The following is a 17,100-nucleotide window of genomic DNA, read 5'->3' on the forward strand; positions in this document are numbered from 1 at the left end:
TTCATTAAAAAATAAAATCAGGTTTCGTAATGGAAACTTTCTTCGAGCAAAGGATCGTTTTTAACCAACAAGGGTGTTTTTGCCAATGATGTAAATACAACATATAAAAATCCTCCTAAATACAAGGCTACAAATCCTATTTCGATTAAACCAATCTGAGCTGTTTTTCCAACGGTTCCCGGTATTACGAGCATATACACATTTAGCCAATGCCCTATCAGTACAACTGTGGCAACAAAGCTTAACCACTTTAAATTACGCTTTGAATCTCTTGTCATTAATGCCAACAATGGGAACAAGAAGTTTATGATTAAAACTGTAAAGAACAATACAGTATGATCTCTTAATCGAGGAACAAAATAGACGGTTTCTTCGGGAATGTGACTGTACCAAATCAAAAGGTATTGAGAGAACCACAAGTACATCCAAAATATACTAAAGGCAAACAAGTATTTCCCCATATCGTGAATGTGCTCCTTATTGATGTATTCCAAATAGCCCTGCGACTTCAGGAAAGCTATCAGTAATATGATTGTAGCAATACCCGATACAAACATGCCAATAAATATAAACCAGCCAAACAAGGTACTGAACCAATGAGCATCAATGGACATGATCCAATCCCAGCTCATTGTAGAGCTTGTAATGGCAAAAAACACCATAAATAATGCCGCAAGAATTTTACCCCTATTGTGATATTTCAAGTCGGGATTTAAATCCTGATCAAGAGAATTTTTCCTAAGCAAATAACATAAGCCAATCCAACCAATAAAATACAGAGCCATTCGTGCAAAAAAGAAAGGAACATTTAAATAAGCTGCTTTTCCTTCCAGAATAGGATCGTTTAATCCTTCGTGCGACCAATGATACAAGTCGTGCATTCCAAAATAGATCAGGAACATTAAAGCTGCTGATATGGGTAAAAATTTGGTTAAGGCCTCGGGAATCCGCTTTAAGGCAGTATACCACCCCGCATATGAAATTTTATGAAGAGCCAGAAAAACTCCTCCAAAAAGCGCAATAAACAAGAAAAACAAGTTGTTGATTAAAACATTAGCCCACAATTCCTGCCTGCTTGGCAATTCGATAACATAGCCCAAAATCAGCAAAAGAATCCCAACGCCCGCTATGGATAAGATTCCATATTGTGTTTTTCGTTTTAAAGTATATTTATCTTCCATCTGTGTGATTTTGAAGGTTATTTGTCAATCTCTTTCACTTTAATTTCTTGAGCTTCCTCCTTTAGGAGGATTTCTTTTACCTGTTCATCCTGCTTTCCTGCCTCATCCAAATCAACAATGATCATGAATCGGTTATCGGTTATTCTTTCATCGTGAATTGGATTGTTAGCGCCAGGGCCTAATTTCGAACGAATCAGGAAAGCAAACACCATCCCAAAAGCAGCAAAAAGTACGGTTAACTCAAAGGTGATTGGAATAAAGGACGGAATGGCTAAGTGTGGCTTACCACCTATAAACAAAGGATAATCAACAATAAAGACCCAAGCCTGAAACCCAAAAGCCAGAATACAGCCAATGGCACCGCCTATAAAGCCCACTATCGGAATTCTGGAACGCTTGTAACCTAATATCGGATCTAATCCATGAATTGGGAAAGGAGTTAAAACATCTTGTATCGACATCTGTTTCTCTTTTAAATCTTTTGTTGCCCTTAAAAGATTCTCCTCATCCTCGAAATATGCTGAAATGTATCTCCTCATGTCGCTAGTGTTTTTCTTTGGTTTCCGATTTATCTTTTTGATCTCCCGAACTCTTTAATACACTTTTTACTTCGGCGATTGCAATTACCGGGAATACCCGAATAAACAGAAGAAAACAGGTAAAGAACAGTCCAAGTGTTCCTATAAAAATCCCCACTTCAACCATTGTAGGTTCGTACATCGACCAGCTTGATGGCAAATAATCGCGATGAAGAGAGGTTACGATAATTACAAATCGCTCGAACCACATGCCTATATTGATGAATATGGACAGGATAAAGGTAAATACCAGGTTGCGCCTCAATTTCTTGAACCAAAGCAGTTGAGGCGAAATAACGTTACAGGTCATCATGATCCAATAAGCCCACCAATATGGCCCTGTAGCACGGTTCAGGAAAGCATATTGCTCATACTCTACTCCCGAATACCAGGCAATAAACAGCTCGGTGATGTAGGCAATTCCCACAATTGATCCTGTGGCTATAATAATCTTATTCATCGATTCGATATGCCCGATGGTAATATAATTCTCAAGGTTTAGAACTTTTCTGGTAATGATCAGCAGAGTAAGCACCATGGCAAAACCAGAGAAGATGGCACCCGCAACAAAATAGGGCGGGAAGATGGTGGTGTGCCAGCCAGGAATCACCGAAGTGGCAAAGTCGGAACTTACAATACTATGTACAGAAAGAACAAGCGGAGCTGCCAAACCTGCTAAAATCAAACTAATTGATTCGTGCCGCTGCCAGTGCTTTGCCGATCCGGTCCAACCAAAACTCAACAATCCATATATCCATTTCTTGAATTTGGATTTCATTCTGTCGCGAATGGTGCCAAGATCAGGAATTAAACCAACATACCAAAAAAGCAGAGATACCGTAAAGTAAGTACTAATGGCAAACACATCCCATAACAATGGAGAGTTAAAGTTTACCCAAAGACCACGCGTATTTGGATATGGAAAAACAAAGAATGCCAGCAAAGGTCTACCCATATGAATGATTGGAAATAGCCCTGCACACATCACAGCAAATAAGGTCATTGCCTCGGCCGAACGGTTGATACTGGTTCTCCATTTCTGACGGAACAAAAGCAAGATTGCGGAAATAAAGGTTCCGGCATGACCAATACCAACCCACCATACAAAGTTGGTGATTCCCCATCCCCAACCAATGGTTTTGTTTAGTCCCCAGGTTCCTACTCCCTCCCAAATGGTATAAGCCATCATGGCCAAACCAAGCATCAAAGCAGAAACCGTTAATGTGATTCCTGCATACCAGGCTTTACCCGGCTTGCCTTCGATAGGAGCGGAAATTTCGTCCGTTATTTTCTTGTAGGTCTTCTTCCCCGTTACAAGGGGTTCTCTAATAGGCGACACATACATAGGCGTGGATTTATAATTAGTTCAATCTTTATTTTATTATTTATACTCTTGCTTATTTATTTATCTATCATGTTTAGTCTGCAAGCTAAAAGGAAAAAGTATAAAGATCCTTTGCCTTTTTGCTTTTAGCTTAGCTAAGCCTTTCTATTTCTAATCTTTGTTAAATAACTTACCGATGGTAAAGTGTGAATTTCTTCGAGCAGATGGTAGTTTCGCTTGCTTGAAGTTTCCTTTACCAGTTTGCTTTCCTTGTCGTTTAAATCGCCAAAGATGATGGCTCCCGAAGGACAAGCCTGCTGACAAGCGGTCTTGATTTCTCCATCCTTTACTTTTCTGCCTTCAATCTTGGCATTTAGTTTTCCTTCCTGAATTCTTTGCACACAAAGCGAACATTTCTCGATAACTCCTTTGGCTCGAATGGTAACATCAGGATTCAAAACCATTCGTTTTAGGTCTATGGTCATTTCTGCTACATCATGCAAGTTGTTTGGAATAGAATCCGCTTTGGTATAATCGAACCAATTGAAACGTCGAACTTTATACGGACAGTTGTTTCCGCAATATCGTGTACCAATGCATCGGTTGTAAGCCATTTGATTCAAGCCCTCGCTGCTGTGGTTGGTTGCCGCTACCGGGCAAACATTTTCGCACGGAGCATTATCGCAATGCTGACACATTACCGGCTGGAAGGAAACATCCGGATTGAACTCATCCCCCGAGAAATATCGGTCAATTCGAATCCAAGACATCTCGTGCGCACGAACTACCTCTTTCTTCCCAACTACCGGAATATTGTTTTCGGACTGACAAGCAATTGTGCAAGCCCCGCATCCCACACAGGAATTTAAATCAACCACCAAGCCCCAATGATGGTTTGGAAACTTTGGTTTTTCGTAAATGCTTGCATTTTCGTAGGCATGATGCGATTCGTTGCCTGCCGATGGATTCTTCTTGTACTCTTCCAATGCAGCCTCGCGAACTATGGCTCTGCCTTCCATGGAATGATGTGTTTGTGTCATCGCCAAATCATACTTCTCATTGGTTTTTGCCAGCTTTATATCCGCAATAAAATCATCACTTGCTTTTTGCAAGTAGTTTACATTAACACCCACATTCTTTCCAACAATTCCACAAACCTGTCGCCCATAGCCCAAAGCTACAGACATGCTATTGTATGCTTGGCCTGGCAAAATATAAACCGGAAGTGCTACTTTAGCATTCAACTCAAGCATATCACCGGTTTCGAGCATCATTTCTTCGGCCTGTTTTGGCGATATGCACAAGTAATTGTCCCAGCAAATTTTCGTTAGCGGATCGGGCATTTCTTGCAACCATGGATTATTGGCCATTTTTCCATCGCCAATGGCAATGGATTGGTACAATTGCAATTCTACCCCTTTACTATTGGCAGGTTTTGCCAGTTTATTAACAAGACTGTTGATATCTTTTATTTTTAGTTTGGTATCGAATACTGATTTTACATCCGGCTCAAACACTCCTTGTTGCAGACTGTGATTCCAAAAAGTGGTGAAGTTTGGATAAGCATCCTGCAATGGGTACATGTTCTTTTCCCAATAGGCTTTAATAAAATTCATGTAATTGATATCCTCGCCTATCCAGCTAAGCAGACTCGACTGAAATTGCCTGGTATCGAAAAGCGGACGAATTCCCGGCTGCATCAGGCTGTATCTATTGGTTTTGGGTTCAAAATCGTTCCAACTTTCAAGAAAATGATTATCAGGAGCTACCAAATCCATCAATGCGGTAGTCTCGTTTGGAACCTCATCCATGGCCATGCTGAATGATATCTTTTTAAGAGCATCAGCAAACTCTTTTCCTTTGTTGTAATTAAAAACCGGGTTCACCCCATAAGTGATTATTCCTTTTAGCTTACCAGATTTCATATCCTCCAAAAGCTGATCCATATCGGAATCAATGGCTTTGTGGGTATACACTTGCTTGTCTACTCGTAAAGTAGAGCCATAATTCTCTAATTCGTAATTAATGGCGTTAACAATAATCTGTACATTGGTGTTCTTTGATCCTGAAACAACAATAGACTTGCCTTTATGCAAGCACAAATCTTTGGCAATGTTTTGGATATCTGCGGAAGCTTTAGGAATAGAATAAGTTGTTTTCCCTAAGCCTTGCAAAATCTCGTTGTAGAGCTGTGCAATCATTAAATTTTGTTCCGAAGGTTTTACAGGAATCCGCTTATCGGCGTTACTACCTGTAAGCGACAAGCGCGATTCTATTTGGGTATGATGCGACATGGAAGTTTTTCCATTACTCAACTTTCTTTTCTTGCTGTATTGCCTGATATGCTCTACCGGCATCAGCCAGGTACCCATAAAATCGGCATCGAAACTTACAATCCTATCAGCATAATCAAATCGGTAATCGGCAATGCCAGCTTTGCCAAAGCACATTTCGTTTGCCTGAATTAGTGCTGACGCTGATTGACTATCATACTGCACCCATTTTACGTTTGGATATTGAGCAATGAACTTTTTAATGATACTTATGGTGCTTGGGCTGTAAATGCTCGAAGTAAGCAAAACCACTTTTTCGTTGATATTTTTAAGATGATTTAATTCTTTTCGAACTCTCTCATCCAGCTCATTCCATAATACCTTCTCATTTCCTTTCTTAGGATTTTTATATCTGCTCGTATCATACAAATCCAAAACCGATGCTTGTACCCTAGAGCTGGTTCCGCCATGAGTCACCCCCGATAAATCGTTTCCCTCTATCTTAATGGGTCTTCCCTCGCGGGTTTTAATCAGAATGCTGCAATAGTCACTCCCCTTGGCAAAACTTGATGCATAATAATTGGCTTTTCCCGGTGTTATTTCTTCGGGCTGAATAAGGTAGGGAATGGCTTTTTGAACGGAGTTCTCGCAACTTGCCACTATAGTACCAATAGCCAGGCTAAAACCACAAAGCTTTAAGAAATCGCGTCGTTTGCTTTTGGTATTATTTTCATTCTTGTCGAAGATATCCAAGATCTGCTCCAGGTTTCCTTTAGGTATGGCTTTATCGGGAACAGAGTTTTCTCCATTTTTTAGTTCGGTAAGGCTTTTCCAATATTTTTTCATAGGTAAACGATTATCAAGTGATACAAAATAGTTGGTTGAGTTCCACTCGCAGTGCACTAGTAATGGCAACGAGCACACTCCCTTCCTCCAATATCCGTTACTCTAACACTATCTATTACACCCGAAGTAAGTTTCTCGTGTAGCTTTTTAAATGATTCAGAATAGTAGGCGTTTTCTCGAAAATCAACTGCAGTTTTATCGTGACAATCCAAACACCAGCCCATCGAAAGATCTTCGACCTGTTTTACCACATGCATTTCTTCAACTAGCCCATGACATTCCTGGCAGTCTCGCTTGCCAACATTTACATGTTGGGCATGACTAAAGAAAACATGATCGGGAAGTTGATGAATGCGAATCCACTCAACAGGAGTATTGTTATCAACTGCCGCATGAATTTTATTGATTTCGAATTTGCCTGAATTGCTACCTTCGCGCACAATAACATGGCAGTTCATACATAGGTTCACATGAGGTATTCCTGCCGATTTACTTTCATCCACTGTAGTGTGACAATAACGGCAATCAATCTTATTATCGGTTGCATGTATCTTATGCGAAAATTTAATTGGCTGGCTCGGCGCATAGTTCTGCTTTCTACCCAAGGCTATGGCGCCTTTGGCAAGCATTTGTATCTGGTATCCAAAAGCAAAAACAAATATCAGTACAGGAATAATTTTATATTTGATTTTTTTGGTAAAGAATAAGTCGAGCAAAGCAAGAGTAATTAAAGCTCCCAGAAAGAAAAACACAATCAGATTATTGACTTTTGGTTTTGTTTCGTAAAGCACACTTGTATTTATCTGCTGCAAGTAGGATTTAATGTATCCCAGTTCCTCATCGCTAAAGGAATAGTTTTGATGTGATTCCTCCATTTTTTTGCCCAAAGGAGACATAAGAACCGAACGAAATTCGGCTATGGACTTATTGGCATATGTTCCGGCAATGTCTTTGGCCGAAGGATTCCAATTTAATGTGTCGATATAATTGATATTGTGACAGGACACACAAGATTGCCACTCCACGGGAGTTCTGGTTAATCCTTTAAACAATCTTTCGCCTCGCTTTTCGCTATTTAAAAAGTAATCGAAATGACCGGTATGATCATCGTTTTTTGTAGAATCGGCCTCACCAGCAATAATTTGAAATGGGGCAAGCAGTAAAATAAATAAAAACAAGGCACTCGTTAATCTGTAGGTTTTACTCATAGGTCAGGTATTTTACAGACAAGGTTATATAATAGCAATACGCAATCGTGCAATGTATATGCGATTGTTTCTGTTTTCACTTTCCCTACAATTCATCAACATTTCAAGAAACAATCGAAGCGAATCCTTTCTTCTAAACGATTCGCTCTCTATCAAATATAACAATTTAAACCATTAAATCACAGCCTTTTCTCGTTACAAAATGTAACAATCAGTTCTCTAATAAAAGATTTCCCCATCTTCTATTAGTGTTTTCAATTCATTCATGAAATAAAAAAAAGATTGAGAAAATGAGTTTCCAAATCATTTTCCCAAGATAAAGCTGTGCCAAAAGATAAGCTGTCTCAAAAAAAGATGAAACATTTTATATCAATGATTCCTTCCGTTATTGAAAGTTGCAAGCTGCACCAAGCAAAGTTGTAGTAAGAACTTTGCAAAGTAGTAGTAAGAACTTTTTAAAGTGGTAGTAAGAACTTCATCAAGTTGTAGTAAGAACTTTGCAAAGTGGTAAGTACAACTTTCTGAAGTTGTACCTATAACTTTATCAAGTTGTAGGTACTACTTTTAACGATTCCAAAATTTATCAGTTTGTGGATGATAACAAATCAATAATAAAAGTGGTGCAAAGCATTCAAAAACAATATAAAAATATCGAAATGATTTTAAGCAATCAGAAACCGGAATTGCCTCAACAAATCGTGAAAACAGATAAAACAAACCGAAGATTTTAGGATAAAGAACCCTGAGTGCTGAGGATAAGCTGATTGAACCGAAGAATTATTTTGAGCTTTTGAGTATATCAATCAGCTATTGGCAATTGGCTATTTTAAAACGGATGACTCTAATGAATCATCCGTTTTGTTATATCATATGTTCTGCGTTAATTTCTTTACAAATCGGTACTGATTAAAAAACTCTTTGGCAATTACACGAAGAATGGTGTATGAAGGTATGGCAAGCATCATTCCGATAATTCCGGCTAAACTTCCTGCCATAATAATTACAATAAAAATCTCTAAGGGATGTGCATTCACACTGTTGGAATAAATCAAGGGTTGGAAAAGAATATTGTCGATAATCTGTACACAGGCAAATACCAATGCCATATAACCAAGTAGTGGTAAAATCTCGCTATAGAAATCGGCATGGATGTTGGTTGCAATGCCAATAATCATTCCAAAGCTGGCACCAATAATAGGCCCAATGTATGGGATTACGTTCATGATACCGGCAAACAAGCCAATTACTACCGCTGTTCCGAATGGCAAGCCAACAATACTTAAGCCCAGGGTTACTAAAAATCCTACCAAAATTACTTCGAAAAACAGCCCCACAAAATAACGCATCAACAGATTCTTGATTGATTCCAATACATGTCGAACCCCTTCTTCGTGTTTTGATGGTACCATTATAACCACTCCACTGGTAAATAAACTGCTATCTTTTAAAAAGAAAAAGGTAATGAACGAAATGGAGAAGAGTGCAATAAATATATTCCCCAGTGTACCTGCTAAAGAACCAAATATGGATGATACATCAGAAATTTTAACAAAAGAGGTAAAATTATCGATTACCACAGCTTTAAGGTTAAAGTCATCTCCTTCTGCCGAATATTTAGCTATTAATCGTTCCAGGTTTTTGATAGGCTCCTCCAGGCTTTGAGCCGCTGCATTTACATCAATGGTTGATAATTCCTCGGCCTGTGCCGCAACCATTGGTATAAAGGTTCGGAAAAACATTACCGTAACAAACCACAGCAAAACTAATGTTATCCCTGCTGATAAGGCTGGTGGACAAGTCCATTTCTTGATTTTTACCTTGTTTAAAAAATCGACAACAGGCCTCCCAACAAAAGATAATACTACCGAAATTAAGATGTAGGTAACAATATTGCTAAAATACCAAATCATTAATCCTAGTAGGATTAGGCCGATGGCAACCAAAACATATTTTCCTTTTCCGTTCATAAAATACAGGTGATGAGATATTAAATTTGAGAATTGATATTATTATACGAGTTTTATTATGAGATGAGTCTTAAATTGTTTTAAGGATTTTGAGTTGAGTCAGGATAAAAGAATGAGACTTATTTCATGACAACACTGGTATTAGTTCATAAATGTAAGAATTTTTATAACATGAATATTCAGAAAACAAAAAAGCCCTCAAATTGAGAGCTTTCCTTTGTGTATTATCCTGATTATATTTTTAATGGATTCTTTACTTTCTGCTTCATTAAAGCAATGTCGAGAACTTCCATAATCTCATCTACAAAATGGAATTTTAATCCTTTTAAGTAGATATCCTTGATTTCCTCGATATCCTTCTTGTTTTGATTGCAAAGAATAATCTCCTTGATTCCTGCTCGTTTAGCAGCAAGGATTTTTTCCTTAATTCCACCTACCGGAAGCACTTTACCTCGTAGAGTAATCTCACCGGTCATGGCTATATTCTTTTTCACTTTACGCTGGGTAAATGCCGAAGCCATTGCGGTTACCATGGTAACACCTGCCGATGGTCCATCCTTTGGAATTGCTCCTTCGGGCACGTGAACGTGAAGATTCCACTCATCGAAAGCTTCTTTCTTAATTTCCAAAGATTCGCAATGTGCCCTAAGATATTCTTGAGCCAACAATGCAGATTCTTTCATCACATCACCTAAATTACCAGTAAGGGTTAGTTTCCCTTTACCTGCCGACAGGCTCGATTCTATGAATAAGATCTCTCCTCCAACCGAAGTCCAAGCCAAGCCTGTTACCACACCAGCATATTCGTTGCCCTGATATTTCTCGCGATTAAACATTTTTGCTCCCAAATACTCTTTCAAATCTTCCGGCTGAAGATTGACATCGTATTCTTCTTCCATCGCAACTTTACGTGCCACTCTGCGCATAATTTTAGCTATGCGCTGATCCAATGCACGAACACCTGATTCTCGGGTATATTTATCGATTACCTCAGCAATTACTTCTTTTGAAACTTTAATACGATCTTTGGTAATTCCATGATTCTCCATCTGTTTCGGAATCAGGTGACGCCTTGCGATCTCCACCTTTTCTTCCTGAATGTAACCACTTACATCAATCATTTCCATACGGTCGCGAAGTGGTGCCGAAATCGATCCTACATTGTTTGCAGTTGCCACAAACATCACCTTCGACAAATCGTAATCTACCTCAAGAAAATTATCGTGGAAAGCGTTGTTTTGCTCCGGATCCAATACCTCAAGTAAGGCTGATGACGGATCTCCTCTAAAGTCGCTACCTACCTTATCAATCTCATCCAAGATAAATACCGGGTTCGACGAACCGGCTTTTTTCATTCCTTGAATGATTCGACCGGGCATTGCGCCAATATATGTTTTTCTGTGTCCTCTAATTTCCGACTCATCATGCAGTCCGCCTAAAGACATTCTGACATACTTTCTATTTAAAGATTCAGCAATTGATTTCCCCAGAGATGTTTTACCAACACCGGGAGGTCCGTACAAACATAGTATCGGAGATTTTAAATCACCCTTTAATTTAAGAACAGCCAAATGCTCGATGATACGATCTTTTACCTTTTCTAAGCCGAAATGATCTTTATCAAGAACTTTTTGCGCTCTTTTCAAGTCAAAGTTATCCTCGGTATATTCGCTCCAAGGTAAATCCAAAAGTTCCTGTAAATAATTCAATTGAACTGAGTATTCGGCTGCCGCCGGATTTAACCTTTGCAGTTTCTTTAACTCTTTTTGGAAAGTTTCAGCCACTTCCTCGGTCCACTTTTTTTCTTTCGACTTTTCTTCCAGTTCAATTACATCCTGATCGTTAGGACTTCCACCCAATTCATCCTGAATGGTTTTCATTTGCTGGTGCAACAAATATTCTCTTTGCTGCTGATCCATATCCGTCTTTACTTTCGACTGAATATCATCTTTCAGCTCCAACACCTGAACTTCACGCACCAAATATTCCAAAAGTTTCATGGCACGATCCCGAATATTGTCGAACTCCAATAGCCTTTGTTTCTGATCGTGCTTGATTTCGGAATTGCTTGAAATAAAGTTGATCAAGAAGGATGAACCTTCGATATTTTTAATGGCGAAAGTTGCTTCGTTTGGAATCTGTGGTGATAGCTTAATTACTTTAATGGCAATATCCTTAACCGAAGAAACCAGCGCTTTGTATTCATTGTCTTCAACCTCCGGACGATTGTCTTTCATGGTTTTAATGCGTCCTACATGGTATGGCTCTTCATTAAGCATAGCCTCAAGTTCGAAACGCTTTTTCCCCTGAAGAATAACAGTAGTAGTTCCATCAGGCATCTCAAGAATTTTGATAATTTGAGCTACTGTACCAATTTTATTGATATCCTCGAAGTGAGGCTCTTCAACACTCAAATCAATTTGCGAGGCTGCACCTAGCATGCCTTTGCTGTTGTACACATCGCGAACCAATTTCAAGGATTTTTCTCTTCCCACCGAAATTGGAATTACTACACCAGGAAACAAAACTGTATTTCGAAGGGCTAATATTGGCAAAGTGTCAGGTACCTGCAACTCATCCAATGCACTTTCATCCTCATCGGTTATAATTGGAATAAAATCCGAATCTTCATCCATCATATTTGACAAAACTATATCACTTATATTGAACTCTATCTTACTACTCATTATCTCTTTTGCCTTTCTTACATTGTGTATAATAAAGGAAGTAAGTTTTGATTAAACTATGATGACAAAATGTCGCTTCCTTTTTTTAAAATTAAGTCGATAAGTACTTGGCAATACCTGTGCCAAACAAAAAAGTCCTCACTTTTTTTGTAAGGACTCTTGGCAATTCTATTTTAAAATGATTTTCTGTATTCTTTTGTCATTTCAAAAATGTGAGTCAGGATTCTTTTTTCTTTATCATCAAATTCTTTTCCTCGTCGCCGCATCACCAAATCGGCAACCTCAAATGTTGCATTCAACCTGTACTCTTTAAATCCATGATTTCCTCCCATAGCGAAAGAAGGAATAAAATTACGAGGAAAGCCCGCTCCAAAAATATTTGAACTTACACCGATTACGGTTCCGGTATTCAACATGGTATTGATTCCTAATTTGGAATGATCCCCCATGATGGTACCACAGAATTGCAGACCTGTTTTGGCAAAACTCTGACTTACGTAACTCCACAATTTTACCTGCGAATAGTTGTTTTTAAGATTAGAATTGTTGGTGTCGGCGCCAATATTACACCATTCTCCTAAAACTGCATTACCCAGGAATCCATCGTGAGCTTTATTCGAATAGCCAAACATTACCACATTATTCAACTCGCCTCCACATTTGCAATAAGGACCTAATGTTGTAGCTCCATAAATTTTGGCTCCTAAATTCAATACTGAATGCTCACACATCGCCAGTGGACCTCGCACCAATACTCCTTCCATTATTTCGGCATCTTTGCCAATATAAATTGGCCCTTTCAGGGCATTTAGTGTTGCAAACTCAAGTTTTGCTCCTTCTTCTATAAAGATATTTTCTTTTCCCAGAACATTTACAGTTTCAGGAATTGGTTGCGACTCTCGTCCTTCGGTTAACAAGTCAAAATCTTCACGAAGAATTGTATCATTTAATGAGAAAATATCATAGGCCTTCAGTACTCTGTCATACTCGCCCAAATATTCAATCCGATTACCTGAATCAATCTTCTCTTTTTGCACCAAGCCAAGCTCATCTTCTTTCAGGCAAGCAGCCAAAACAATATCCTCGGCAAGAAGAAAATCTCCTTCATTCAAATCTTGAATCGCTTCAATTAACTTTCTATTTGGTATAAGCGATCCATTAATTAAAATGTTTTTATCCTTTTTCTTTACAGGATATTTTTCGCTTAAATAGTCTTGAGTTAAAAAACTAAAGTCGACATTTAAATGGTGTTCCCATTTCTCACGAATCGTTAAGATTCCAACTCGAACTTCGCAAACAGGACGAGTAAATGTTAGCGGAAGCAGTTCATTCCATGCTCCATCATCAAAAAGAATATAATTCATTGCAGTAGTATTTAAATCTGATTGTATTTGTAAGACTCAGATTTTATGTATGATCAAAAATAAAAAAAAGCCCCGAATTTCGGAGCTTTTCTTTTATAGTAATTTTTTGATCTTACTTCTTGAACTTCTTGTAACGGTTCATGAATTTGTCTACACGTCCTGCTGTATCTACCAAAGTCATCTTACCTGTATAGAATGGGTGAGATGTATTAGAGATCTCTAATTTTACCAATGGGTACTCAACGCCTTCAACCTCGATAGTTTCTTTAGTGTTAGCTGTAGACTTTGCTAAAAAAACAGTTTCGTTGGACATGTCTTTAAAAGCTACCAAACGGTAGTTTCCCGGATGTATTCCCTTTTTCATTTTAAATATCCTTTAAATTTCTTATAATCTTCTTCCAATGGAGTGCAAAGGTAGATATTGTAATTTATTTTGCAAAGAATTATTTAATTATTCTGCACTTTCCTTTGTCTTTTTCAACTTTCCCTTATCTCCTCTGTTTTCCAGAGGGATAATAGGCGTTCTTTTAAAAGGTTTATTCGGATCAAAAAGGTATCTGTATGAATAATGTGTCTTCATTCGTACTCCTCCAACCGACTCGTAAATGGAAATCATCTTCGGATTAAAATCGCCAACCCATGATAATTCCATTTCATGGTAATGAGGTTTACGTTTCATCACTTTATCCATATGCCAAAAAATAGCAGATTCTACCCCGTATCTTTGATATTTAGGTACAACACCCATAATGGAAATTCTGGCTCGAGTAATTGTTTTTCTTTTCAGATAAAACAAAAATTTTAGCTTGTTCCATAAATTGAATTTCCCATTCATTTTGGTAAGAATTTGGTTGATATCAGGCATTGCAACAAAAAATGCAATTGGTTGTCCTTCGAAATATGCAAACCAAATAAACTCCTCTTCAATAACTCCTTTCCCGTCTTTTGCAATTTTTTGGATATCTTCCGGATCGATAGGTGAAAAATTATCATGAAATTTCCAAGCTTCATTGTAAATTGAAATCAAATCCTGAACATACTTCTCAGTGTTATCGTAGCTAAAATGCTCAAATGAGAATCCAGGTTTTTTAGCCACCCATTCGGCTATTTTCCAAAATCTTTCGGGGAACTTCTTTTTTAAATCAAGATGATAACTGTACTGTTCAAAAAACACTTTAAATCCGTACTCCTCGAAAAACTCTTGATAATATTTATGATTGTACGGCATTCCATATCCTTGTGGAATAAATCCATCCACCAATAATCCCCAATGGTTATCGTTCTCTCCAAAATTAACCGGGCCATCCATAGCTTCCATGCCTTTATTGGCTAACCAAGCTTTTGCGGTATCGAATAAAAGAAATGCCGCCTTTTTGTCATTTATGCACTCAAAAAATCCACAACCCCCGGTTGGTTGATCAAATGTATTGGCTTTGTTCTCGTTTACAAAAGCTGCAATACGACCTATTGTTGTTCCTTTCTCATCTTGTAGAATCCAACGAGTGGCTGAACCATGGGAGAAGAAAGAATTTTCTTTAGGATTGAAAATCCCTTCAATTTCGGCATCTAGTGGACGCGCATAGTTGGAGTCATTCTTATATAACGTTCCGGCCAGATCTAAGAACTCTGTTCGATGCTTCTGATTTGTAACTTCAATAATATTCACAAAAAACTTCTTAAATAGTTGATAGAGAAGAATTAATTAGTCACGACTGGCAATTTTCGCCAACAACCTTAGTAGTTCGATATAAAGCCATATCAATGTAACCATTAAACCAAATGCCCCATACCATTCCATATATTTTGGTGCACCCGATTGAGCGCCTTTTTCAATAAAATCAAAATCCAAAACCAGATTTAATGCTGCAATAACAACAATCACCAAGCTGATTCCGATACTCATTAAGCTTGAGCCATAATAGAATCCATTGCCAATTCCAAACATGTTCATGATCCATGTTACCAAATAGAATAACATGACTCCTCCTGTTGCAGCAATCAATCCCGATCTGAATTTTTGTGTTACTTTAATCCATCCTGTTTTGTACGCAAACAACATGGCAAACAAAGTTCCGAAAGTTAAACCCACTGCTTGTATCACAATTCCCGGGTATGCTGCATTCATTAATGCCGAAATACCACCTAAAAATAAACCTTCGAACAATGCATAAAAAGGTGCTGTATATGGAGAAATTTTAGGTTTAAACACAGTAACCAGTGCTAAAATAAAACCTCCTATTGCACCTCCAATCATCCAAGGATAAACGGATGAAGTAATTTCTCCAGTGCCAGTTACAGAAACCATTCCCCAAGTAAAACTTGCAGCAGCTACCACAAAAAGCAGCAGCATTGCTATTTTATTTACGGTTCCATTAATCGTCATAGTTTCTATATACGCCTCAGCTCGTGAGTTTTGAAAAATCTTTTCACTTAAAACCGGATTAGAACTTTTAGTTAATGCCATATATCTTAGTTGTTTATCTACAATAATGTACTAGTTATGATATTATTTTGAGCCTCAAATTTACTCTGTTTAATTCTGATTTCCTAGATTTTTAAAATAGAAGCCAATTAAATCTTCTTAAAATCACTTTACAAGTCAAGCTCGTACTGCAAATCATCCCATACTTCCTGCCAATTTTCATCCTCAGCTCTTAAATCATGAACCATTTGGCTAATTTTATGAGCAATCTCTTTATTCAATCGAACCATTTTTCCCAAACATCTTTTCAACTGATTTCTCAGATAAAACTCATCGATATTTGTAGGAATAATTTCTACAATTTTGAATAATTCACCAATCTTCGCCTCTTTTTTGTTCATTGCCAATCTTCCGGAAACAATAATTGCGCTTACCACCCTCCGGTAGTTTCCCGATTGTAACCAATCTGGAATCAATTGGTAAATATTCGAATGATTCAGAAACAGATTCATACTCACCTGCTCTATCAATTCATTTGAATCCATTTCGTCGAACCAACGATTAATTTGTTCATTACTTAACTTTTCCGGCTCTTCCAATAAGCTAGCTAGAATCTTTGTCTCACGAAACCCTTTTGTCCAGAGCTTATGTGCAAGCAAATGGTCTTTTGAATATTCACTTGCTAATTCACGCAGATTCACAATCGTGGCGCCAATGGATCTTGTATAGTTCAAACCATATTTTCTCATCTCATGATGAGTTTCACCATTACGTAAAATCATAAGCTTTTTAAAAATTTGCTGAAATATTGCTTCTGTGTCCTTATCGCCAATAAAAAATTCCATTCTAATAAAATTGTTAACTGCTTGCAAAGGTAGACTTTATAATCCTACTGTAATATTTTTTTATTTTTATTTGGATCATTTGTCAGGATTTCTCTATATTTGCACCGCTAACGCAAAAATGGTGGATGTAGCTCAGTTGGTTAGAGCGCTGGATTGTGGTTCCAGAGGTCGCCGGTTCGACCCCGGTCTTTCACCCTTCTTTTTACACTACATGGTGGATGTAGCTCAGTTGGTTAGAGCGCTGGATTGTGGTTCCAGAGGTCGCCGGTTCGACCCCGGTCTTTCACCCAAAAGAAAAGCAGGTTCATTTTGAGCTTGCTTTTTTTGTTTGTCAACGATTTTTGGTCTTTCTACAACAACAAGAATGAAACTGTTTATTGAACACAACTTGAAAAAATGACTTCA

The 17,100-nt window shown here is 38.0% G+C and carries 12 protein-coding genes and 2 tRNA genes; 2 read left to right on the top strand and 12 right to left on the bottom strand.

Features of this window, described 5'->3' with window-relative positions; translation table 11 throughout:
* Positions 1-17: 17 nt before the first annotated feature.
* The 12 genes from ACO05S_RS11135 to ACO05S_RS11190 all read right to left on the bottom strand — a co-directional run bounded on the left by ACO05S_RS11135 (position 18) and on the right by ACO05S_RS11190 (position 16,695).
* Positions 18-1,181 (bottom strand): hypothetical protein, encoded by a 1,164-nt coding sequence (locus ACO05S_RS11135; protein ID WP_421918091.1) that lies wholly within the window; start codon positions 1,179-1,181, stop codon positions 18-20.
* 17 nt (positions 1,182-1,198) lie between these two features.
* The gene (locus ACO05S_RS11140; protein ID WP_421918092.1) at positions 1,199-1,720 is read right to left on the bottom strand and encodes a DUF3341 domain-containing protein; all 522 of its coding nucleotides are present in this window, start codon (positions 1,718-1,720) and stop codon (positions 1,199-1,201) included.
* Between the two features lie 4 nt (positions 1,721-1,724).
* On the bottom strand, positions 1,725-3,104 hold the full coding sequence (nrfD, locus tag ACO05S_RS11145) for an NrfD/PsrC family molybdoenzyme membrane anchor subunit (RefSeq protein WP_421918093.1): 1,380 nt from the start codon (positions 3,102-3,104) through the stop codon (positions 1,725-1,727).
* Positions 3,105-3,238: 134 nt separating this feature from the next.
* Positions 3,239-6,202, bottom strand: a complete 2,964-nt coding sequence (locus ACO05S_RS11150) for a 4Fe-4S dicluster domain-containing protein (RefSeq protein WP_421918094.1) — start codon at positions 6,200-6,202, stop codon at positions 3,239-3,241.
* A 56-nt stretch (positions 6,203-6,258) separates the two neighbouring features.
* A complete protein-coding gene (locus ACO05S_RS11155; protein ID WP_421918095.1) occupies positions 6,259-7,410 on the bottom strand; it encodes a hypothetical protein in 1,152 nt (383 codons plus the stop codon).
* An 866-nt stretch (positions 7,411-8,276) separates the two neighbouring features.
* The gene (locus ACO05S_RS11160; protein WP_421918096.1) at positions 8,277-9,377 is read right to left on the bottom strand and encodes an AI-2E family transporter; all 1,101 of its coding nucleotides are present in this window, start codon (positions 9,375-9,377) and stop codon (positions 8,277-8,279) included.
* Between the two features lie 233 nt (positions 9,378-9,610).
* Complete coding sequence (lon, locus tag ACO05S_RS11165) at positions 9,611-12,064, bottom strand: endopeptidase La (protein ID WP_421918097.1); 2,454 nt, start codon at positions 12,062-12,064, stop codon at positions 9,611-9,613.
* A gap of 173 nt (positions 12,065-12,237) precedes the next feature.
* The gene (locus ACO05S_RS11170) at positions 12,238-13,428 is read right to left on the bottom strand and encodes a GlmU family protein (RefSeq protein ID WP_421918098.1); all 1,191 of its coding nucleotides are present in this window, start codon (positions 13,426-13,428) and stop codon (positions 12,238-12,240) included.
* A 112-nt stretch (positions 13,429-13,540) separates the two neighbouring features.
* Positions 13,541-13,792, bottom strand: coding sequence for a type B 50S ribosomal protein L31 (locus tag ACO05S_RS11175; protein ID WP_421918099.1), 252 nt, complete (start codon positions 13,790-13,792; stop codon positions 13,541-13,543).
* 87 nt (positions 13,793-13,879) lie between these two features.
* Entirely contained in the window at positions 13,880-15,094 is a 1,215-nt protein-coding gene (locus tag ACO05S_RS11180) for a GNAT family N-acetyltransferase (protein WP_421918100.1), read from the bottom strand.
* Positions 15,095-15,130: 36 nt separating this feature from the next.
* Positions 15,131-15,892, bottom strand: a complete 762-nt coding sequence (locus ACO05S_RS11185) for a Bax inhibitor-1/YccA family protein (protein ID WP_421918101.1) — start codon at positions 15,890-15,892, stop codon at positions 15,131-15,133.
* 128 nt (positions 15,893-16,020) lie between these two features.
* On the bottom strand, positions 16,021-16,695 hold the full coding sequence (locus tag ACO05S_RS11190; RefSeq protein ID WP_421918102.1) for a DNA alkylation repair protein: 675 nt from the start codon (positions 16,693-16,695) through the stop codon (positions 16,021-16,023).
* A gap of 120 nt (positions 16,696-16,815) precedes the next feature.
* Here ACO05S_RS11190 and ACO05S_RS11195 point away from each other — a divergent pair.
* Together ACO05S_RS11195 and ACO05S_RS11200 are read left to right on the top strand one after the other, a co-directional pair.
* Positions 16,816-16,891: transfer RNA gene (locus ACO05S_RS11195), tRNA-His, on the top strand.
* Positions 16,892-16,908: 17 nt separating this feature from the next.
* Positions 16,909-16,984: transfer RNA gene (locus ACO05S_RS11200), tRNA-His, on the top strand.
* Positions 16,985-17,100: the final 116 nt, after the last annotated feature.

The organism is Marinifilum sp., assembly GCF_965230805.1.
GTDB lineage: Bacteria > Bacteroidota > Bacteroidia > Bacteroidales > Marinifilaceae > Marinifilum.

Excerpts from the sequence above, each read along its gene's own strand:
- nrfD (WP_421918093.1), bottom strand. The coding sequence starts at position 3,104 with ATGTATGTGTCGCCTATTAGAGAACCCCTTGTAACGGGGAAGAAGACC.
- ACO05S_RS11135 (WP_421918091.1), bottom strand. The coding sequence starts at position 1,181 with ATGGAAGATAAATATACTTTAAAACGAAAAACACAATATGGAATCTTA.
- lon (WP_421918097.1), bottom strand. The coding sequence starts at position 12,064 with ATGAGTAGTAAGATAGAGTTCAATATAAGTGATATAGTTTTGTCAAAT.
- ACO05S_RS11140 (WP_421918092.1), bottom strand. The coding sequence starts at position 1,720 with ATGAGGAGATACATTTCAGCATATTTCGAGGATGAGGAGAATCTTTTA.
- ACO05S_RS11185 (WP_421918101.1), bottom strand. The coding sequence starts at position 15,892 with ATGGCATTAACTAAAAGTTCTAATCCGGTTTTAAGTGAAAAGATTTTT.
- ACO05S_RS11150 (WP_421918094.1), bottom strand. The coding sequence starts at position 6,202 with ATGAAAAAATATTGGAAAAGCCTTACCGAACTAAAAAATGGAGAAAAC.
- ACO05S_RS11160 (WP_421918096.1), bottom strand. The coding sequence starts at position 9,377 with ATGAACGGAAAAGGAAAATATGTTTTGGTTGCCATCGGCCTAATCCTA.
- ACO05S_RS11175 (WP_421918099.1), bottom strand. The coding sequence starts at position 13,792 with ATGAAAAAGGGAATACATCCGGGAAACTACCGTTTGGTAGCTTTTAAA.
- ACO05S_RS11155 (WP_421918095.1), bottom strand. The coding sequence starts at position 7,410 with ATGAGTAAAACCTACAGATTAACGAGTGCCTTGTTTTTATTTATTTTA.
- ACO05S_RS11170 (WP_421918098.1), bottom strand. The coding sequence starts at position 13,428 with ATGAATTATATTCTTTTTGATGATGGAGCATGGAATGAACTGCTTCCG.
- ACO05S_RS11190 (WP_421918102.1), bottom strand. The coding sequence starts at position 16,695 with ATGGAATTTTTTATTGGCGATAAGGACACAGAAGCAATATTTCAGCAA.